The sequence below is a fragment of the Nocardioides sp. WG-D5 genome, from assembly GCF_054031175.1.
Genome location: NZ_CM132928.1, coordinates 1,283,883 through 1,298,959, shown reverse-complemented (window position 1 = coordinate 1,298,959; position 15,077 = coordinate 1,283,883). Strand labels below are relative to the sequence as shown.

Here is a 15,077-nt window from a genome sequence, read left to right as displayed (position 1 = left end):
AGCCGCATGCGTACAGAACAGGTTCGGTTCCCGAAGGGCTATGGCACGCCGAGCGAGCTGCTGGCGTGGGAGGACGTACGTCAGCGGCTGGTCGAGGCGAAGCAGTTCTGGTTCGCGTTCGAGAGGCCGGGGCGGAGTCCGCACGTGACGCCGCTGGACGGGATCTGGTTCGAGGAGAAGCTGGTCTACGGCGGGAGCCCGGAGACGCTGCACCGGCGGCTGGCGGCCGCGCACCCGAAGGTGACGGTGAACCTGCCCGACCCGTGGAAGCTGGTCGTCATCGAGGGCGAGGTGCGGGAGACGGGCTTCGCACCGGAGATCGCCGAGGAGATCGCGGGGCTGCTGAACGCGAAGTATCCCGAGTACGGCGAGAACGTCTTCGACCCGAAGCACTACACCGAGGGGGCTCCGGTCGTGCATCCCCGCCGGATCCGGGCGTGGACCTCGTTCCCCACGGACGCGACGGCGTTCGTCTTCGACTGAACCGGGGGTCGGCCGTTGTAGTCTCCCGGGGATGCATTTCACCGAGTACGACACCCGGGTGGCCGCGTACGCCGTCATCATCGACGCAGGGCGGATCCTGCTGAGCTGGTTCAACGGCAACCACCGCACCGAGCCCGGCTGGACGCTTCCGGGCGGTGGTGTCGACTACGGCGAGCAGATGCCCGCCGCGGTCAGACGCGAGGTGAAGGAGGAGACCGGCTACGACGTCGAGGTCGGGGCTCCGCTGACGACCAACGTGTACGCCGTGCCGTTCGAGCCGGGGCGCCGGCCCTACCAGTCCACCCGGGTGATCTTCGAGGCGCGGATCGTCGGGGGTGAGCTGGGCACGCTGGAGGTCGACGGAACCACCGACTTCGCCGAGTGGGTCCCGCTCGAGAAGGCGGCCCAGGTGCCCGAGTCGGCCGCCGACATCGTTCGCCTCGGGATCGAGGCCTGGAGGGCTCAGTCCACCCAGTAGTTGTCGTGGAGCTTGTAGAACTCGGCCAGGTCGTCAGGACCGAGCTCGGTGCCCTCGGCGAGCTCGCGCAGCCCCTCGAAGTAGCCCTCCCGCGGCGCACCGGGCGTGAAGTGCAGCAGCATCGAGGCGGGCTCGTCGGTCGTGTTGCGGAAGCCGTGCAGGCCGCCGACCGGCACGTGTACGAAGTCGCCGGCGCCGGCCGGGATCCACTCCTCGCCGTTGTAGATCCGCACCGTCCCGGTCAGCACGTAGAACGACTCGGCCACCGCGCGGTGGAAGTGCGGCCCGGGACCGGTCTCGCCCGGACCGAAGTGCCAGCGGTAGAGCCCGTAGTCGCCCGCGGTGGTCGCCCCGGTGGCCAGATAGTCGACCTTCACACCGTTGGGATATTCGAGGTCGGGCGCGGTCTTGTCGGGACGGTAGAACGCCGAGACCTCACCGGCCTCGCCGTCGTAGCGCTCGGGCGGGTAGGGAACGCCCTTGGTCCCCATCGACTCAGGAAGTGACATGGGCCCAACCTGCCCGATCCGTCGAGGGTTGGGAAGCCAATTGGAAATGTCTCAGTAGGGTTGCCGCCGTGACGCTCGTCCCGGACTCCTTCCGAGCTCTCGCGGCCAACGGGCCCTCGTGGGCGGCGTGGCTCGACGACCTCCCGGGCCTGTTGCGCGAGCTGGTCGAGGAGTGGTCGCTGACCCTCGACGGTCCCTCCACCCATGGCAACTGTGCCGTCGTGCTCCCGGTCCGCACCGCCGAGGGTGAGCCCGCGGTGCTGAAGGTCGGCTGGCCCCACTGGGAGGCCGAGCACGAGGCGCTGGCGCTGCAGGTGTGGGGCGGTCGGGGTGCCGTACGCCTGCTCCGGGCCGACCCGAAGCGGTTCGCGCTGCTGCTCGAACGGCTGCATCCCGAGGAGGATCTCTCGGAGCTCTGGGACGTGCAGGCGTGCGAGATCGTGGGCGGGTTCTACCGACGGCTGCACGTCGCGGCTCCGCCGCAGCTGCGTACGTTGTCGCAGCAGGCCGCGCGCTGGGCCGACGAGCTCGGGGAGAAGAGCCGGCGGCTCCCGGTGCCACCGCGGATGGTCGAGCAGGCCCGGGCGATCGCCCGCGACTTCGCCCGCGACGAGGAGACCGACGGGCGGCTGATCCACACCGACCTGCACTACGAGAACGTCCTCCGGGGTGATCGTGAGGAATGGCTCGTGATCGACCCGAAGCCGCTCTCCGGCGACCCGCACTACGAGCTCGCGCCGATGCTGTGGAACCGCTCCGACGAGTACGCGGGGCGGATCCGCGACGGCGTACGCGACCGCTTCTTCGCGTTGGTCGACGCCGCCGAGCTCGACGAGGACCGGGCTCGCGCGTGGGTGGTGCTGCGACTGATGGTCAACATCAAGGACGAGGTCGAGGACAACCCGGCGCCCGACAAGGACTGGATCACCGCGATGATCTCGGTCGCGAAGGCGGTCCAGGACTGAGGACCGTCAGTCGACCGGCCATGTCTTCGGCGGCACCGGCTTGCTGCCGCCGACCCGCTTCCCGTCGGCGTCGTAGGCCGCGAAGCCGGTGGTGTCGTCCTGCTTCGGGACGCCTTCCGTACTGAGCGAGGCGACGGCGATCCCGCCGTTGACGGTGCCGTCGACGTGTCCGCCACCGATGAAGAACTTCACCGACGTGACCTCGGCCGGCACGGGCAGCATGAAGTTGATCGTGTTGGTGTCCCAGCCCCAGCTGAAGTGTTCCCACTGGCCCATCTCGGGGAAGGGTCTGACGCGGTCAGCTGAGCCTGCGGCGTCCTCGGCCCTCGGCTGGCTGGAGTCGGTCGTGTGGGTCCCGCAGCGCACCAGATAGTCGTCGGTCAGGAACATCGCGCGCAGGATGTTGTGGTGCTCGGGCCCGACATCGGTGCGTCGCTCGGCGAAGATCGGGTACAGCCCGGGATCGATCGTCTCCGCCAGCGGCGGGTTCTCGGGCGCGCCACCCGGGGCCGAACGCCACGCGTTGGCCGCGTCGTAGGCGTCCTGGTTGGCGGCGCGAAGGCAGGTGCGTCTGAGTGTCGCCAGCTCCGTGTCGGAGACGTTCGTGGGCTCACCGCTCCAGGTCAGCACCTGCGCAGGACGGGATGGCGACGTGCTCTGGTCCGCAGGTGCGAGATCGATCGCGACCGGTCCGTGCCCTAGACCGGCGAGGACGACCCCGGTCACCACGAGACACATACCGGCGGTGGCAGCGGCGAGCAGCGACGTACGTCGCCGGCGGAGCCGGTCGCCGCGGGTCCGGATCTCGGCGAGCGGGCGGTCGAGGGTGAGGTCGCCGCCGGAGCGCAGTGCGTCTTCGAGATCGAGGCTCATGAGCGAGCTCCTTCAATGGTGAGGTCGGCTCGCAGCGTGGCGAGCGCCTGGTGCAGATGGGCCGAGACGGTGCCTTGCGAGATGTCGAGGACGGCCGACGTGGTCGCCGTGTCCAGGTCGAGGATGTAGCGCAGCGCGACCACCTCGCGCTGCCGCTTCGGCAGGCGGCGCACGGCGGCGACGAGGTCACGGCGGCCGTCGAGATCGAGATGATCACCACGTACGTCATCGGGCGGACCGACCTCGCGGCGACGCTTGCGCCACCAGGAGATGTCGGCGTTGACCGCGGTGCGCACGACCCAGGCCGCAGGTGAGCGGGCGTTGCGGACCGTACGCCACCGCGCCCAGGCACGTGCGAACGCCTCGGCGACGGCATCCTCGGCGTGCTCCGGGGCGACCCCGCTCGCGACGGCGGCACGCAGGCAGCGGTCCTTGTGGGCGACATAGAAGGCGCCGAACTCCTCGAAACTCACACCCTGTTGACGCATCAGCACCCGGATCCCTTTAGTCGCTCGTGAGGATTCTCGCCGAAACTCGTTCGACCCGATGGACGCCGGACGAGAGAATCGGCGCCGTGCCCATCGTGCGAAGCGTCAACATCGGTCAGTCCAAGCCGGCGGAGTGGGCGGAGGTGGGCGCCACTTCGATCGAGAAGCTCGCGACGCCCGGACCTGTGACGGTCGGCCCGGAGGGCATCGTCACCGACACCCAGACCGACCGCCGTCACCACGGCGGCGCGGAGCAGGCGGTCTACGCCTTCGCCCGCGAGGACCTCGACCTGTGGGGCTCGCGGCTGGGTGCGCCGCTTCGCGACGGCCAGTTCGCCGAGAACCTCACCACCGAGGGGATCGACGTCAACGCGGCCCTCGTGGGAGAGCAGTGGCGGATCGGGACGGTCCTGCTGCAGATCTGCAGCGTGCGTACGCCCTGCAACGACTTCAAGAACTGGATGGGCGTCTCGGGCTACGACAACGCCCGGTGGGTCAAGAGGTTCACCCAGGAGGCTCGGCCGGGGCCCTACCTGCGTGTCCTCGAGGAGGGGCAGCTGCAGGCCGGCGACGAGATCGTCGTCGTCCACCGCCCCGACCACGACATCACCGTCTCGACCCTCTTCGAGGCGCTCACCACCGACCGGTCCCTGCTGCCGTCACTGATCGGCATCGAGGGGCTCGGGGACAAGCCGCGTGCCGCGGCCGAGAGGTACGTCGCGGCCGAGCCGCTCTAGGGACCGCACGGCCCTCCGTCGCACCCCATCATGTAGAGACCGTCGTGGGAGCGGCCCTGGATCTCCAGCTTGTTCAGCTGGTCCGTCGTGAGCTTCCCGGTCGGGATGAGCGCGACTGCCACGTTCGCCTCGGTGATGGTCGCGTCGAACCGCTGCTCGCCGACCCAGAACCAGGCGGACTCGATCGTCTCGTTGCCGAGCGACCGCGTCACCCGGATCCCTTCCGCGGTCTCGGTCCACTCGACGGTCGGCGGCTCAGGCGCCACGTCATGCACCAGATCGCCGTCGGCGTCGTAGGCACGGAAGCTCGCCGAGTCGACGCTGACCTCGTGGTCGATCCAGGCGACCGCCACGCCGTTGACGATGGTTGCCGGGAACTCCTCGCCGCTCGAGGTGAAGACCACCTCGGTGACGTTCAGATCCTCCGGGAGCGGAAGCATGAAGCGCGTGTCGCCGTCGGAGCTGCTGCGGGAGAAGTCCTCCCACGGTCCCATCGATGCGAATCGGCCCCAGACCTCCGGCGTGCCGATCGCCTGTGCGATGTCGGGCTCGCTGCCGTCCCCACGGCTGGGTGCCGAGCAGGTCACTTCGTAGTCGCGGCCGTCGAAGATCGCCCTGACCGTCGATCCGCGCTTCTCGGCCAGGAACGGCCAGGTGCCTGCGGGGATCTCCTGGTAGACGTCGTCGGGGACGCTTTCTCCGGGTGCCAGGTTGTACAGCAGCTCCTTGTCGGCCCAGGCCGACGGCAGACACCGCGCGCTCAGCTGGTCGAGCTCCTCGGGAGTGAGATTGGTCGGATTGCCCGACCAGTCGACCGGGTTTCTCTCGGGCGGTGCCGGGGTGGCGACGTCCGAGTCGATCAGCCGGTCGGGGACCACGACGTACGCCATGACGCCGGCGATCGAGCAGGCGGCGACGGTGGCGAGGACCTTCGCCGTGCGACGGCGGCGGCGCATCCGGTCGCCCCGGCGCAGGATCTCGGCGGCGGGGAGGTCCAAGGTGTGGTGGCTGCTGGTGCGCAGCAGGGTCTCGATGTCGTTCATGACAGCATCCCTTCGGAGTCGGTCAGCCGCTGCCGCAGAGTCTTGAGCGCCTGGTGGAGCGTGGCCGAGACGGTGCCGCGAGCGATGCCGAGCTCGTGGCCGGTCGTCTCGGCGTCGAGGTCGAGGAAGTAGCGCAGCGCGACGACCTGTCGTTGACGCGGGGGCAACCGGCGTACGGCCTCCAGCAGGTCGTCGAAGCTCGAGTCGTCGCTGGGGAGCTGTTCGGGGGTCTCGGGGACGGCCGTCTCGCGGCGGCGCTTGCGCCACCAGGAGATGTCGGCGTTGATCGCCGTCCGGACGATCCATGCGCGGGGCGAATCAACGCTGCGTACGCTCGGCCACCTCGACCACGCCCGGGCGAACGCCTCGGCGACGGCCTCCTCGGCGCGGTCGGGAGCCATGCCGTAGGCGATCGCGGCGCGCAGGCAGCGATCCTTGCTGCCGGCGTAGAACTCGGTGAACTCGTCTCTGGTCACGCCATCTCGACGCCCTGGACGGGTGAACGGTTTAGTCGCACGAAAAACGATTACCAGGAACCACAGATGTGCGGAAGAGTTCCCGCCGTGAGCATCCGGGAGAGCCTCTTCGTCCTCAAGGAGCGCGACTTCGGGTGGTTCTTCGCCTCACGGTTCGTGAACCTCGCCGGGTCGTCGATGTCGCACGTGGCGCTCGCGTTCGCGGTGCTGGAGGTGACCGACTCGGCCTCGGCGCTGGGCTACGTGGTCGCCGCGCACACCATCCCGATGGTGATCTTCCTGCTGGTCGGAGGCGTGATCGCCGACCGGTTCCCGCGGCGGCTGGTGCTGCAGCTGAGCAACGTCGCCTCGGCCGCGACACAGGCGGCCGCAGCGGCGCTGATCATCACCGGACAGGCGGAGATCTGGCACCTGGTGATCCTGGAGGCGATCAACGGCACCACGATGGCGATGGCCTTCCCGGCGATGCAGGGCATGGTGCCGCAGCTGGTGGCGAAGAAGGACCTGCAACCGGCCAACCTGCTGCTCTCGATGTCGCGCGGCACCCTGACGATCCTCGGCCCCTCGGTCGCGGCGGCGCTCGTGGTCGGCGTCGGTGCCGGGTGGGCGCTGGCGGTCGACGCCCTGACCTGGCTGCTCGCGGCGCTCTTCCTACTCCCGGTGCGGATCCCACCGCGTCCGGCGGACGCAGATAAGACCTCCGCGCTCGAGGACCTGCGTGCCGGGTGGACCTACTTCCGCAGCACCACCTGGCTGTGGGTCGTCGTGGTCGCCTTCATGGTTCTCAACGCGATCCAGTCGGGTGGGCTCAACGTGCTAGGCCCTGCGTACGCGAAGTCCACCTCGCTCGGCGTCGGGGGCTGGGGCCTGGCCAACTCCGCGCTCGCCGCCGGGATGCTCGTGATGACGATCGTGCTGATGCGAGCCACGATCCGGCGTCCGCTACGGGCGGGGATGTTCGGGATCATGACGTTCTCGCTGCCCTTCTTCACGCTCGCGCTGTGGCCGGAGACCCTGCCGCTCATCGTCGCGATGGCCGTCGCCGGCGCCGGGATCGAGATCTTCAGCCTCGGCTGGAACCTCGCCATGCAGGAGAACGTCCCGGACGAGATGCTCTCGCGCGCCTACTCCTACGACGCGCTCGGCTCGTTCCTCGCGATGCCCGTCGGGCAGCTCCTCTTCGGGCCGCTGGCGGGGTGGTTCGGGGAGCGGCCGGTCTTCCTGGTCAGCGGCGTGCTCTATGCGTCGGTCTGTCTGGTCACGCTCGCGGTGCCTTCGGTGGTTAGGCTGCAACGCGTCGAGCAACCTGCCTCCGAAGGAACGACCGTATGAGTCTGAACACCGCCGTCGTCGACGATCTCTTCCAGCAGCGCTTCGAGGAGAACCTGACGCCGGGGCTGGCCTATGGGGTCGTACGCGGCTCCGAGCTGCTCCACACCGGCGCGTTCGGGGCGACGACCGAGGGCGGTCCGGCGCCGACCGCGGAGAGTGTCTTCCGGATCGCGTCGATGTCGAAGTCGTTCACCGCGGCCGCGGTGCTGCTGCTGCGCGACCGCGGGCTGGTCGACCTCGACGAGGCGATCGCTCAGTACGTGCCCGAGCTCGTCGACCAGGTTCCCTACTCCGCCGACTCGCCGGCGGTGACGCTGCGGCTGCTGCTCTCGATGTCGGCCGGGCTGCCGACCGACGACCCGTGGGGCGACCGGCAGGAGTCGCTGTCCTACGACGCCTTCGGGACGTTCCTCGACGGGGGCTTCTCGACCGGGCGCGAGCCGGGGGTCGGGTTCGAGTACTCCAACCTCGGCTATGCGCTGCTCGGGCGGGCGATCGAGAACGTCGTGGGTGGATCGTCTCCGGAAGGAGCGAATCGGGACTTCATCGAGCACGAGCTGCTGGCGCCGCTGGGGATGACCTCCTCGGCCTACTCGCCCGATGCGGTGCCGAACCGCGTGCCGGGGCATGTTCCGCCGCTGCACCCGGCCTGGGCGGGCGACCGGCTCGAGGGGCCGCCGACCTGGTCGGTGACGCCGCCGGTGCCGTCGGGGTCGTTCGCGGCGATGGGTGGCCTGCACTCCTCGGTGGCCGACCTGGCGCGCTGGGTCGGCGGGTTCCTGGGCGCCTTCTCCTCCTCCGCCGACGGACACCCGCTGTCGAAGGCGTCGCGCCGGGAGATGCAGCAGCTGCACCGGTTCGGCTCGGTGTCGGGCTCGCTGGATGTCTCGGGACCGGAGGCGGGGATCGGGGCGGTCGCGGCCGGTTACGGCTACGGCCTGATGGTCGACCACGACAGCCGGCTGGGGCAGTTCGTCCACCACTCCGGCGGCTACCCCGGCTACGGCTCGCGGATGGTCTGGCACCCCGGGACCGGTCTCGGCGTGATCACGCTGTCCAACAGCACGTACGCCGGCGCCTACCCGACCGCGATGACCGCGCTGCGCTCGCTGGTCTCCACGGAGCTCGCCGGGGGAGGGCCGCACCGGTTCTCGATGGTGGTCAAGGGCCTGCGGCCGCGGCTCGACTCGGCGCTGGAGGCGGCGGTCGAGCGGCTGCGTACCTTCGATCCGGCGGGCGCCGAGGTGTTCGCGCTGCCGTCGCTGTTCGCCGACAACGTCGAGCTGGACGCTCCCGACACGGCCCGGCGTGTCCAGATCACCCAGGCCCGCGCCAAGGTCGGGCTGCCGCTGGGCGGCGCGCCCTACGGCTACTTCTCCCGAGCCACGGGCGTCGCGCTGGCCGTGGTACCGGCCGAGCGGGGCCGCTACGACATCGAGGTCATGCTCTCGCCGGAGGCCGAGCCGCGCATCCAGACCCTGCGCATCAACGCCGTCCCCGACGCCCACGAAGGCATCGTCGCCGCCGCCCGCGCCGCCCTCGAGGAGGACTCCCCGGTCATCGCCGCGATGCGCGCCTTCGGCAAGCCTGAGCTGATCACCACGCCCCTGTCCGGTGACGGCTCGTCCAAGGCCGACTTCCTGGTCGTCGCCGGCACCACCTACTGGAAGGTCGCGGTCGCCAAGACCACCACCGTCACCGCCCTCCCCACCGCCGACCACCCCCGTCTCACCTACCTCGCCTCCGCGCTCCGCGGCTGACCCTTCCGCGCCGAGTCGGTAGTTGTGGCGGCCGAGTCTGTAGTTCTGGGTGACCAGTCGACAGTTTCGTTCGTCACAACGACCGACTCGCCACGGCAGAAGTGAGGATTCGGCGCGCCAGAAGGGAAGACTCGATCTTGATGTGTTCGAACAAATGTTCGATACTCATTGAGTGGGAGTGGTAGCGGGGATCGAACGACACCAGAAGCTGGCTCAGATCGAGCAGCTTCGGTCCAAGGTGCGGCGGCTGGAGCAGAAGCCGGGCCTCGGTGCCGAGCTGGCCACGCACGAGGCGCTCGGTGGGGTGGTGCAGCTGCGGGCAGGAGGGACGTACGCGGCCGACTCGCTGTCGCTGGCGATGCTGCTGCTCGCGGGACCCTCGGCTGCGGGGGAGTGGACCGCCGTCGTCGGGATCGAGGACTTCGGGGTCGAGGCGGCGGCCGAGGCCGGCGTCGACCTGGAGCGGACCATCCTGGTGCCGCGGCCCCAGGACTCCTGGCTGGAGGCGACCGCGGCGCTGGTCGACGTGACCACGCTGGTGCTGGTCCGGCCGACCGGCCGGGTGGCTCCGGGCGTCGCCGAGAAGATCGGTGCCCGGCTGCGCACCCGCGGCGCCGCGCTGATCGCGCTGGGGGAGTGGCCGAGAGCAGACGTACGCCTCCGGGCGACCGAGCCGCGCTGGGTCGGTCTGGGCAACGGCGACGGCCATCTCCGGGCGAGACGGATGGTGGTCGAGGCGGTGCGCGGGACGGCTCCGCCGCGGCGTACGGCGCTCTGGTTCCCGGCCGAGGACGGCACTCTCGGGCGCGTTCTCGAACCCGTCACGGACATCGCCGGCCTGCGGAACCAGGAGTCCGCATGAGCCGCACGCTGGTGGTCTGGTGCGCCGACTGGCCGGTCGCCGCGGCGCTGGGCGAGCAGGGGCTGCCGCGGCACCTGCCGGCGGCGGTCTTCGCGCAGAACCGGGTCCAGGCCTCCAACCAGGCGGCGCGGGAGTTCGGGATCAGGCGCGGGATGCGGCGCCGGGACGCGCAGTCGCGCTGCCCCGAGGTTCAGGTGCTCGCCGCCGACGACGCCCGCGACGCGCGGGTGTTCGAGGAGGTGCTGGTGCGCCTGGAGGAGCTGCGCCCCGGCGTCATGCCGCTGCGTCCCGGGCTGGTCGCGCTGCGCTCGCCGGCACGCTTCTACGGCGGCGAGGCCGAGGCGGGCGCGGCGATCGCCGAGTGCGTGGTCGGGCTCGGGATCTGGGACGTACGGATCGGTATCGCCGATGAGCTCTTCACCGCCGAGCAGGCCGCGCGGAGCGCCGGGCTGCAGGAGACGTACGCGGTCCCGGCCGACGGTGGCTCGACCACGTTCCTGCGCGCCCTGCCGGTCCATGTCCTCGAGGACGCCAACGCGGTCAGCCTGCTGCAGCGGCTCGGCCTGACCACGCTCGGCGGCCTCGCCGACCTGCCCGGCGCCGACGTCAAGGCGCGCTTCGGGGCGCAGGCCGCCTGGGTCCGCCGGGTGATCCACGGCGAGGGCGCACGGCCGGTGACCGGGCGTACGCCACCGCCCGAGCTCACCACCGAGGTCGCCTTCGAGCCGCCGCTCGACTCCGCCGAGGCGGTCTGCTTCTCGTCCCGGCAGGCGGCGGAGGGGTTCGTGAAGGGCCTGGCGGCGCGGCAGGAGGTCTGCACCGAGGTGCGGATCGAGATCGGGATGGAGGACGTCGCGGACTCCTGCCGCACCTGGGCGCATCCGCGCTGGTTCTCCGCCGTCGATCTCATCGACCGGCTGCACTGGCAGCTGGCCGGGGCGGTGTCGGCCGGAGGCGGCGGAGCGGTGACCCGGGTCCGCTTCGTCCCCGAGGTCGCCGTCTCCGAGGCGGTCCACGCCGACGGCCTCTGGGGCGGCACCGACGAGCGCGTCGACCGCGGCATCGCCCGGGTGCAGGGGCTGCTCGGCCATGAGGCCGTCGTCGCCCCGGTGCTCCAGGGCGGCCGGAGCCCGCGCGACCGGCAGGCGTACGTCCCCTGGGGCGACCGCCCCAGCACGCTGCGCGACCGCGCGCTGCCCTGGCCAGGAAGCATTCCGCCGCCGGCGCCCGCCCGGGTGCTGGCCGACCCGTGGCCGGCGGAGGTCTGCGACCAGGCCGGGCGCCCGGTCGTGGTGCTCCCGCGCGGCGGCGTCTCCGCCGACCCCGTCCGCTACCGGCCCTCGGCGGGCGAGCCCTGGCAGCGGGTCGCCTCCTGGTCCGGCCCGTGGCCGGTCACCGAGGCGTGGTGGGAGCCCGGCGGCGGACGGCGGGTCGCCCGCTTCCAGCTCGTCGGGGTCGACGGCCGCGCCTGGCTGGCCACCTTCGACACCGACCACTGGCTCACCGAAGCCAGCTATGACTGACGGGGTGGCTGATGGGCTGGAACAACCCCGAGATCCCCTGGAAGGAGCTGGAGCGGCGGCTCTCGGGCCGCCCGCCGAGCGACCCCTACGGTGACGCCCCGATCTCGCGGCGCAAGAAGCGGCTGACCGACGAGGAGGTGCGTGGGCCGGAGGGCCCGGTGGTGCCGTACGCCGAGCTCCATGCCCACTCCGACTTCTCCTTCCTCGACGGGGCGAGCTCGCCGTCGGCACTGGTCGCCGAGGCGATCCGGCAGGGACTGCACGGGATCGCGATCACCGACCACGACGGGTTCTACGGGGCGCCTGCCTTCGCCGAGGCGGCGCAGAAGCTGAGCCCGGCCAACGAGGAGCAGCGGCTGCGGACCATCTACGGCGCCGAGCTGTCCCTGGGCCTGACCAAGCCGCAGAACGGGGTCGCCGACCCCGAGGGCAGCCACCTCCTGGTGCTCGCCCGAGGCGTCGAGGGCTATCGGCAGCTGGCGGGCGCGATCACCGAGGCGCAGCTGCGTGGCGACGAGAAGGGCCGGCCGACCTACGACCTCGACGAGCTCGCCGACCGGGCTCGCTCCGGCAGCTGGCTGATCCTGACCGGGTGCCGCAAGGGCGCCGTACGCCAGGCCCTCACCGGCACCGGTCCGATCGCCGCGGCCCGGGCGCTGCGTGAGCTCACCGACAGGTTCGGTCGCGACAACGTCGTCGTGGAGCTGACCGACCGCGGCCACCCGACCGACTCCTACGACAACGACCTGCTCGCCGGCATCGCCCGCGAGGCCGGCCTGCCCACGGTCGCCACCAACAACGTCCACTACGCCACGCCCGACCGGCACCGGGTGGCCGACGCGCTCGCGGCGGTCCGCGCCCGGCGCACCCTGAGCGAGATCGCCGGCTGGCTCCCGGCCGGCCCGGTGGCGTACGTCCGGTCGGGGGAGGAGATGGAGCATCTCTTCCGGCGCTACCCGGGCGCGGTGGCGCGTAGCGTCGAGATCGCCGAGGAGTGCGCCTTCGACCTGCGCAAGGCCACCCCGAAGCTGCCCAAGCGCGGGATCCCCGAGGGCGAGACCGCCGCGAGCCGGCTGCGACACCTGACCGAGGAGGGCTTCGCGGAGCGCTATGCGCAGGCGTACGCCGCCGACCCGGAGTTCGTCGAGAAGGCCCGCGAGCGCGTGGAGCACGAGCTCGACGTCATCGAGCGCAAGGACTTCCCGGGCTACTTCGTGATCGTGCACGACATCGTCGACTACGCCCGCAGCCAAGACATCCTGTGCCAGGGGCGAGGCTCCGCGGCGGCGAGCGCGGTCTGCTACGCGCTCGGGATCACCGCGATCGACCCGGTCTTCTACGAGCTTCCGTTCGAGCGGTTCATCTCCGAGCACCGTGAGGAGGAGCCCGACATCGACGTCGACTTCGACTCCGACAAGCGCGAGAAGGTGATCCAGTGGGTCTATGACCGCTACGGGCGCCGCAACGCCGCTCAGGTCGCCAACATCGTCGGCTACCGGCCGAAGATGGCGGTCCGGGACGCGGCCAAGGCGCTGGGCCACTCGCCCGGGCAGCAGGACGCCTGGTCCAAGCATGTCGGCTACTCACGTGTCGAGGCGCCCGACGACGTCGGCATCCCCGCGCCCGTCCTGGCGCTGGCCGCCGAGATCCATGGAGCGCCACGCCACCTCGGCATCCACTCCGGCGGGATGGTGCTGACCGAGGAGCCGATCGGCGAGGTGGTCCCGATCGAGCGGGCGCGGATGGAGAAGCGCACCGTGATCCAGTGGGACAAGGACGCCGCCGAATACATGGGCCTGGTGAAGTTCGACCTGCTCGGGCTCGGGATGCTGGCGGCGCTCGACCACATGATGAATCTGGCTCGCGAGCACCTGGGGGAGGGCTGGACCCTGGCGACCATCCCCAAGGAGGAGCCGGCGGTCTACGACATGCTCTGCCGGGCCGACTCGATCGGGGTCTTCCAGGTCGAGTCGCGCGCACAGATCGGCACCCTCCCGCGGCTGCAGCCGCGCTGCTTCTACGACCTGGCCATCGAGATCGCGCTCATCCGGCCCGGGCCGGTGCAGGGCGGAGCGGTCCACCCTTATGTACGCCGCGCCACCGGTCGTGAACCCGTCAGCTACTCCCACGAGCTGCTGATCCCGGTGCTGGAGCGCACCCGTGGGGTGCCGCTGTTCCAGGAGCAGCTCATGGAGATGGGCCGGGTGCTCGGCGACTTCTCGCACGACGACGCCGACCTGCTGCGCCGGGCGATGGGCTCCAAGCGCGGCGTCGAACGCATCGACTCGCTCAAGGAGAAGCTCTACCGGGGCATGCGTGCCAAGGGGATGACCGAGCAGACCGCCAAGGCGGTCTACACCCAGATCCTCTCCTTCGCGAACTTCGGCTTCGCCGAATCCCACGCGCTCAGCTTCGCCAAGCTCGTCTACGCCTCGTCGTGGTTCAAGCTCCACTACCCGGCCGCGTTCCTGGCCGGCCTGCTCCGTGCCCAGCCGATGGGCTTCTACTCACCCCAGTCGCTGACCCAGGACGCCCGCCGCCACGGGGTGGAGGTACGCCGCCCCGACCTCATCCGCAGCCAGGCCGCCGCCGATCTGGAGCCGCTCGACGACGACGTGTCATCGACCGGGAAGGACGACTGCCGGCTGGACGGGACCAAGACCGAATGGGTGCCGGGCACCCCCGACCCCACCCCGGAGCACCGCCGCGACGGCAACTTCGCGGTGCGGCTGGGTCTGGACTCCGTACGCAGCATCGGCAAGGACGTCGCCCAGCGGATCGTGAAGGCCCGGACCGAGGCACCGTTCAAGGACTCCCTGGACCTGTCGAGACGCGCCGGTCTGGAGCGGGCCCAGCTCGAGGCGCTGGCCACCGCCGGATGTTTGGAGGTGTTCACATCGAGCCGTCGCCAGGCGCTGTGGCAGGCGGGCTGGACCGAGACCGAGGACCAGCTCGAAGGGGTGCGGTTCACCGCCGAGACGCCCGCGCTGCCCGGGCTGGACCCGGTCGAGGAGACCCTCGCCGACCTCTGGGCGACCGGCGTGACCCCCGGCAGCCACCCCTTCGCCCATCTCCGGGCCGGCCTGACCGCGGCCGGACTCCCGAGCATCGGCGACCTCCCCACCGCCGAGCCCGGCCGGCGGATCACCGTCGCCGGCCTGGTCACCCATCGTCAGCGCCCCGGGACCGCGGGCGGCGTCACCTTCATCAACCTCGAGGACGAGACCGGCATGCTCAACGTCGTCTGCTCCGCCGGTCTGTGGAGGAAGCACCGCAAGATCGCGGTCTCCACCTCCGTCATGCTCATCCGCGGCATCCTCGAGCGCAACGACGGGGTGACCAACCTCGTCGCCGACCGCCTCGCCCCGCTCGAGGAGATCCACCCCGAGGCCGCCAAGGCCATCGCCTCCCGCCACCGCTCCCGCGACTTCCGCTGACCCCTCCGCCGAATCCGCAGAAATGGCGAGCCGAGTCTGTAGTTGTGGGCGACGAACGTAGAGATTCGTCGCCCACAACTACAGACTCGCGCCCCAGAACCACCGATTCGG

The 15,077-nt window shown here is 70.9% G+C and carries 14 protein-coding genes; 9 read left to right on the top strand and 5 right to left on the bottom strand.

All coding sequences use genetic code 11. From position 1 onward, the window contains the following. The first annotated feature begins 6 nt into the window (after window positions 1-6). Entirely contained in the window at window positions 7-483 is a 477-nt protein-coding gene (locus tag ACWZJV_RS06385) for a pyridoxamine 5'-phosphate oxidase family protein (protein WP_457180642.1), read from the top strand. A gap of 31 nt (window positions 484-514) precedes the next feature. Then, window positions 515-961, top strand: a complete 447-nt coding sequence (locus ACWZJV_RS06380; protein ID WP_457180641.1) for an NUDIX domain-containing protein — start codon at window positions 515-517, stop codon at window positions 959-961. Here the strand turns inward: ACWZJV_RS06380 and ACWZJV_RS06375 are convergent. After that, a complete protein-coding gene (locus ACWZJV_RS06375; RefSeq protein ID WP_457180640.1) occupies window positions 946-1,470 on the bottom strand; it encodes a cupin domain-containing protein in 525 nt (174 codons plus the stop codon). The two genes, ACWZJV_RS06380 and ACWZJV_RS06375, sit on opposite strands and share 16 nt — an antisense overlap. 68 nt (window positions 1,471-1,538) lie before the next feature. Between ACWZJV_RS06375 and ACWZJV_RS06370 the strand changes: the two genes are divergently transcribed. Further along, on the top strand, window positions 1,539-2,435 hold the full coding sequence (locus ACWZJV_RS06370; RefSeq protein WP_457180639.1) for an aminoglycoside phosphotransferase family protein: 897 nt from the start codon (window positions 1,539-1,541) through the stop codon (window positions 2,433-2,435). Window positions 2,436-2,441: 6 nt separating this feature from the next. Here the strand turns inward: ACWZJV_RS06370 and ACWZJV_RS06365 are convergent, their stop codons facing one another. Together ACWZJV_RS06365 and ACWZJV_RS06360 are read right to left on the bottom strand one after the other, a co-directional pair. Continuing rightward, window positions 2,442-3,308 carry a hypothetical protein gene (locus tag ACWZJV_RS06365; protein WP_457180638.1) on the bottom strand — a complete coding sequence of 289 codons (867 nt, stop codon included), beginning with the start codon at window positions 3,306-3,308 and terminating at the stop codon, window positions 2,442-2,444. After that, window positions 3,305-3,796 carry a SigE family RNA polymerase sigma factor gene (locus ACWZJV_RS06360; RefSeq protein ID WP_457180637.1) on the bottom strand — a complete coding sequence of 164 codons (492 nt, stop codon included), beginning with the start codon at window positions 3,794-3,796 and terminating at the stop codon, window positions 3,305-3,307. Before ACWZJV_RS06360 ends, ACWZJV_RS06365 begins: the two co-directional genes overlap by 4 nt. A gap of 86 nt (window positions 3,797-3,882) precedes the next feature. Between ACWZJV_RS06360 and ACWZJV_RS06355 the strand changes: the two genes are divergently transcribed. Next, window positions 3,883-4,533 carry an MOSC domain-containing protein gene (locus ACWZJV_RS06355; protein ID WP_457180636.1) on the top strand — a complete coding sequence of 217 codons (651 nt, stop codon included), beginning with the start codon at window positions 3,883-3,885 and terminating at the stop codon, window positions 4,531-4,533. On the opposite strand, the gene ACWZJV_RS06350 is transcribed toward ACWZJV_RS06355, so the two are convergent. Both ACWZJV_RS06350 and ACWZJV_RS06345 read right to left on the bottom strand, forming a co-directional pair. After that, window positions 4,530-5,576: a hypothetical protein gene (locus tag ACWZJV_RS06350; protein WP_457180635.1), complete on the bottom strand. Its 1,047-nt coding sequence runs from the start codon at window positions 5,574-5,576 to the stop codon at window positions 4,530-4,532. The two genes, ACWZJV_RS06355 and ACWZJV_RS06350, sit on opposite strands and share 4 nt — an antisense overlap. Beyond that, a complete protein-coding gene (locus ACWZJV_RS06345) occupies window positions 5,573-6,052 on the bottom strand; it encodes a sigma-70 family RNA polymerase sigma factor (RefSeq protein ID WP_457180634.1) in 480 nt (159 codons plus the stop codon). Before ACWZJV_RS06345 ends, ACWZJV_RS06350 begins: the two co-directional genes overlap by 4 nt. Before the next feature lie 87 nt (window positions 6,053-6,139). Between ACWZJV_RS06345 and ACWZJV_RS06340 the strand changes: the two genes are divergently transcribed. The 5 genes from ACWZJV_RS06340 to ACWZJV_RS06320 all read left to right on the top strand — a co-directional run bounded on the left by ACWZJV_RS06340 (window position 6,140) and on the right by ACWZJV_RS06320 (window position 14,966). After that, on the top strand, window positions 6,140-7,384 hold the full coding sequence (locus ACWZJV_RS06340) for an MFS transporter (RefSeq protein ID WP_457180633.1): 1,245 nt from the start codon (window positions 6,140-6,142) through the stop codon (window positions 7,382-7,384). Continuing rightward, window positions 7,381-9,144 (top strand): serine hydrolase domain-containing protein, encoded by a 1,764-nt coding sequence (locus ACWZJV_RS06335; protein ID WP_457180632.1) that lies wholly within the window; start codon window positions 7,381-7,383, stop codon window positions 9,142-9,144. The genes ACWZJV_RS06340 and ACWZJV_RS06335 overlap by 4 nt, the downstream gene beginning before the upstream one ends. A 172-nt stretch (window positions 9,145-9,316) precedes the next feature. Next, window positions 9,317-10,006 (top strand): hypothetical protein, encoded by a 690-nt coding sequence (locus ACWZJV_RS06330; RefSeq protein WP_457180631.1) that lies wholly within the window; start codon window positions 9,317-9,319, stop codon window positions 10,004-10,006. Then, the gene (locus ACWZJV_RS06325) at window positions 10,003-11,529 is read left to right on the top strand and encodes a DNA polymerase Y family protein (protein WP_457180630.1); all 1,527 of its coding nucleotides are present in this window, start codon (window positions 10,003-10,005) and stop codon (window positions 11,527-11,529) included. The genes ACWZJV_RS06330 and ACWZJV_RS06325 overlap by 4 nt, the downstream gene beginning before the upstream one ends. A gap of 11 nt (window positions 11,530-11,540) precedes the next feature. Further along, window positions 11,541-14,966, top strand: a complete 3,426-nt coding sequence (locus tag ACWZJV_RS06320) for an error-prone DNA polymerase (protein WP_457180629.1) — start codon at window positions 11,541-11,543, stop codon at window positions 14,964-14,966. Window positions 14,967-15,077: the final 111 nt, after the last annotated feature.

Coding starts and splice junctions, on each gene's coding strand:
- ACWZJV_RS06385 (WP_457180642.1), top strand. CDS start 7: ATGCGTACAGAACAGGTTCGGTTCCCGAAGGGCTATGGCACGCCGAGC.
- ACWZJV_RS06380 (WP_457180641.1), top strand. CDS start 515: ATGCATTTCACCGAGTACGACACCCGGGTGGCCGCGTACGCCGTCATC.
- ACWZJV_RS06375 (WP_457180640.1), bottom strand. CDS start 1,470: ATGTCACTTCCTGAGTCGATGGGGACCAAGGGCGTTCCCTACCCGCCC.
- ACWZJV_RS06365 (WP_457180638.1), bottom strand. CDS start 3,308: ATGAGCCTCGATCTCGAAGACGCACTGCGCTCCGGCGGCGACCTCACC.
- ACWZJV_RS06360 (WP_457180637.1), bottom strand. CDS start 3,796: ATGCGTCAACAGGGTGTGAGTTTCGAGGAGTTCGGCGCCTTCTATGTC.
- ACWZJV_RS06350 (WP_457180635.1), bottom strand. CDS start 5,576: ATGAACGACATCGAGACCCTGCTGCGCACCAGCAGCCACCACACCTTG.
- ACWZJV_RS06335 (WP_457180632.1), top strand. CDS start 7,381: ATGAGTCTGAACACCGCCGTCGTCGACGATCTCTTCCAGCAGCGCTTC.
- ACWZJV_RS06325 (WP_457180630.1), top strand. CDS start 10,003: ATGAGCCGCACGCTGGTGGTCTGGTGCGCCGACTGGCCGGTCGCCGCG.
- ACWZJV_RS06320 (WP_457180629.1), top strand. CDS start 11,541: ATGGGCTGGAACAACCCCGAGATCCCCTGGAAGGAGCTGGAGCGGCGG.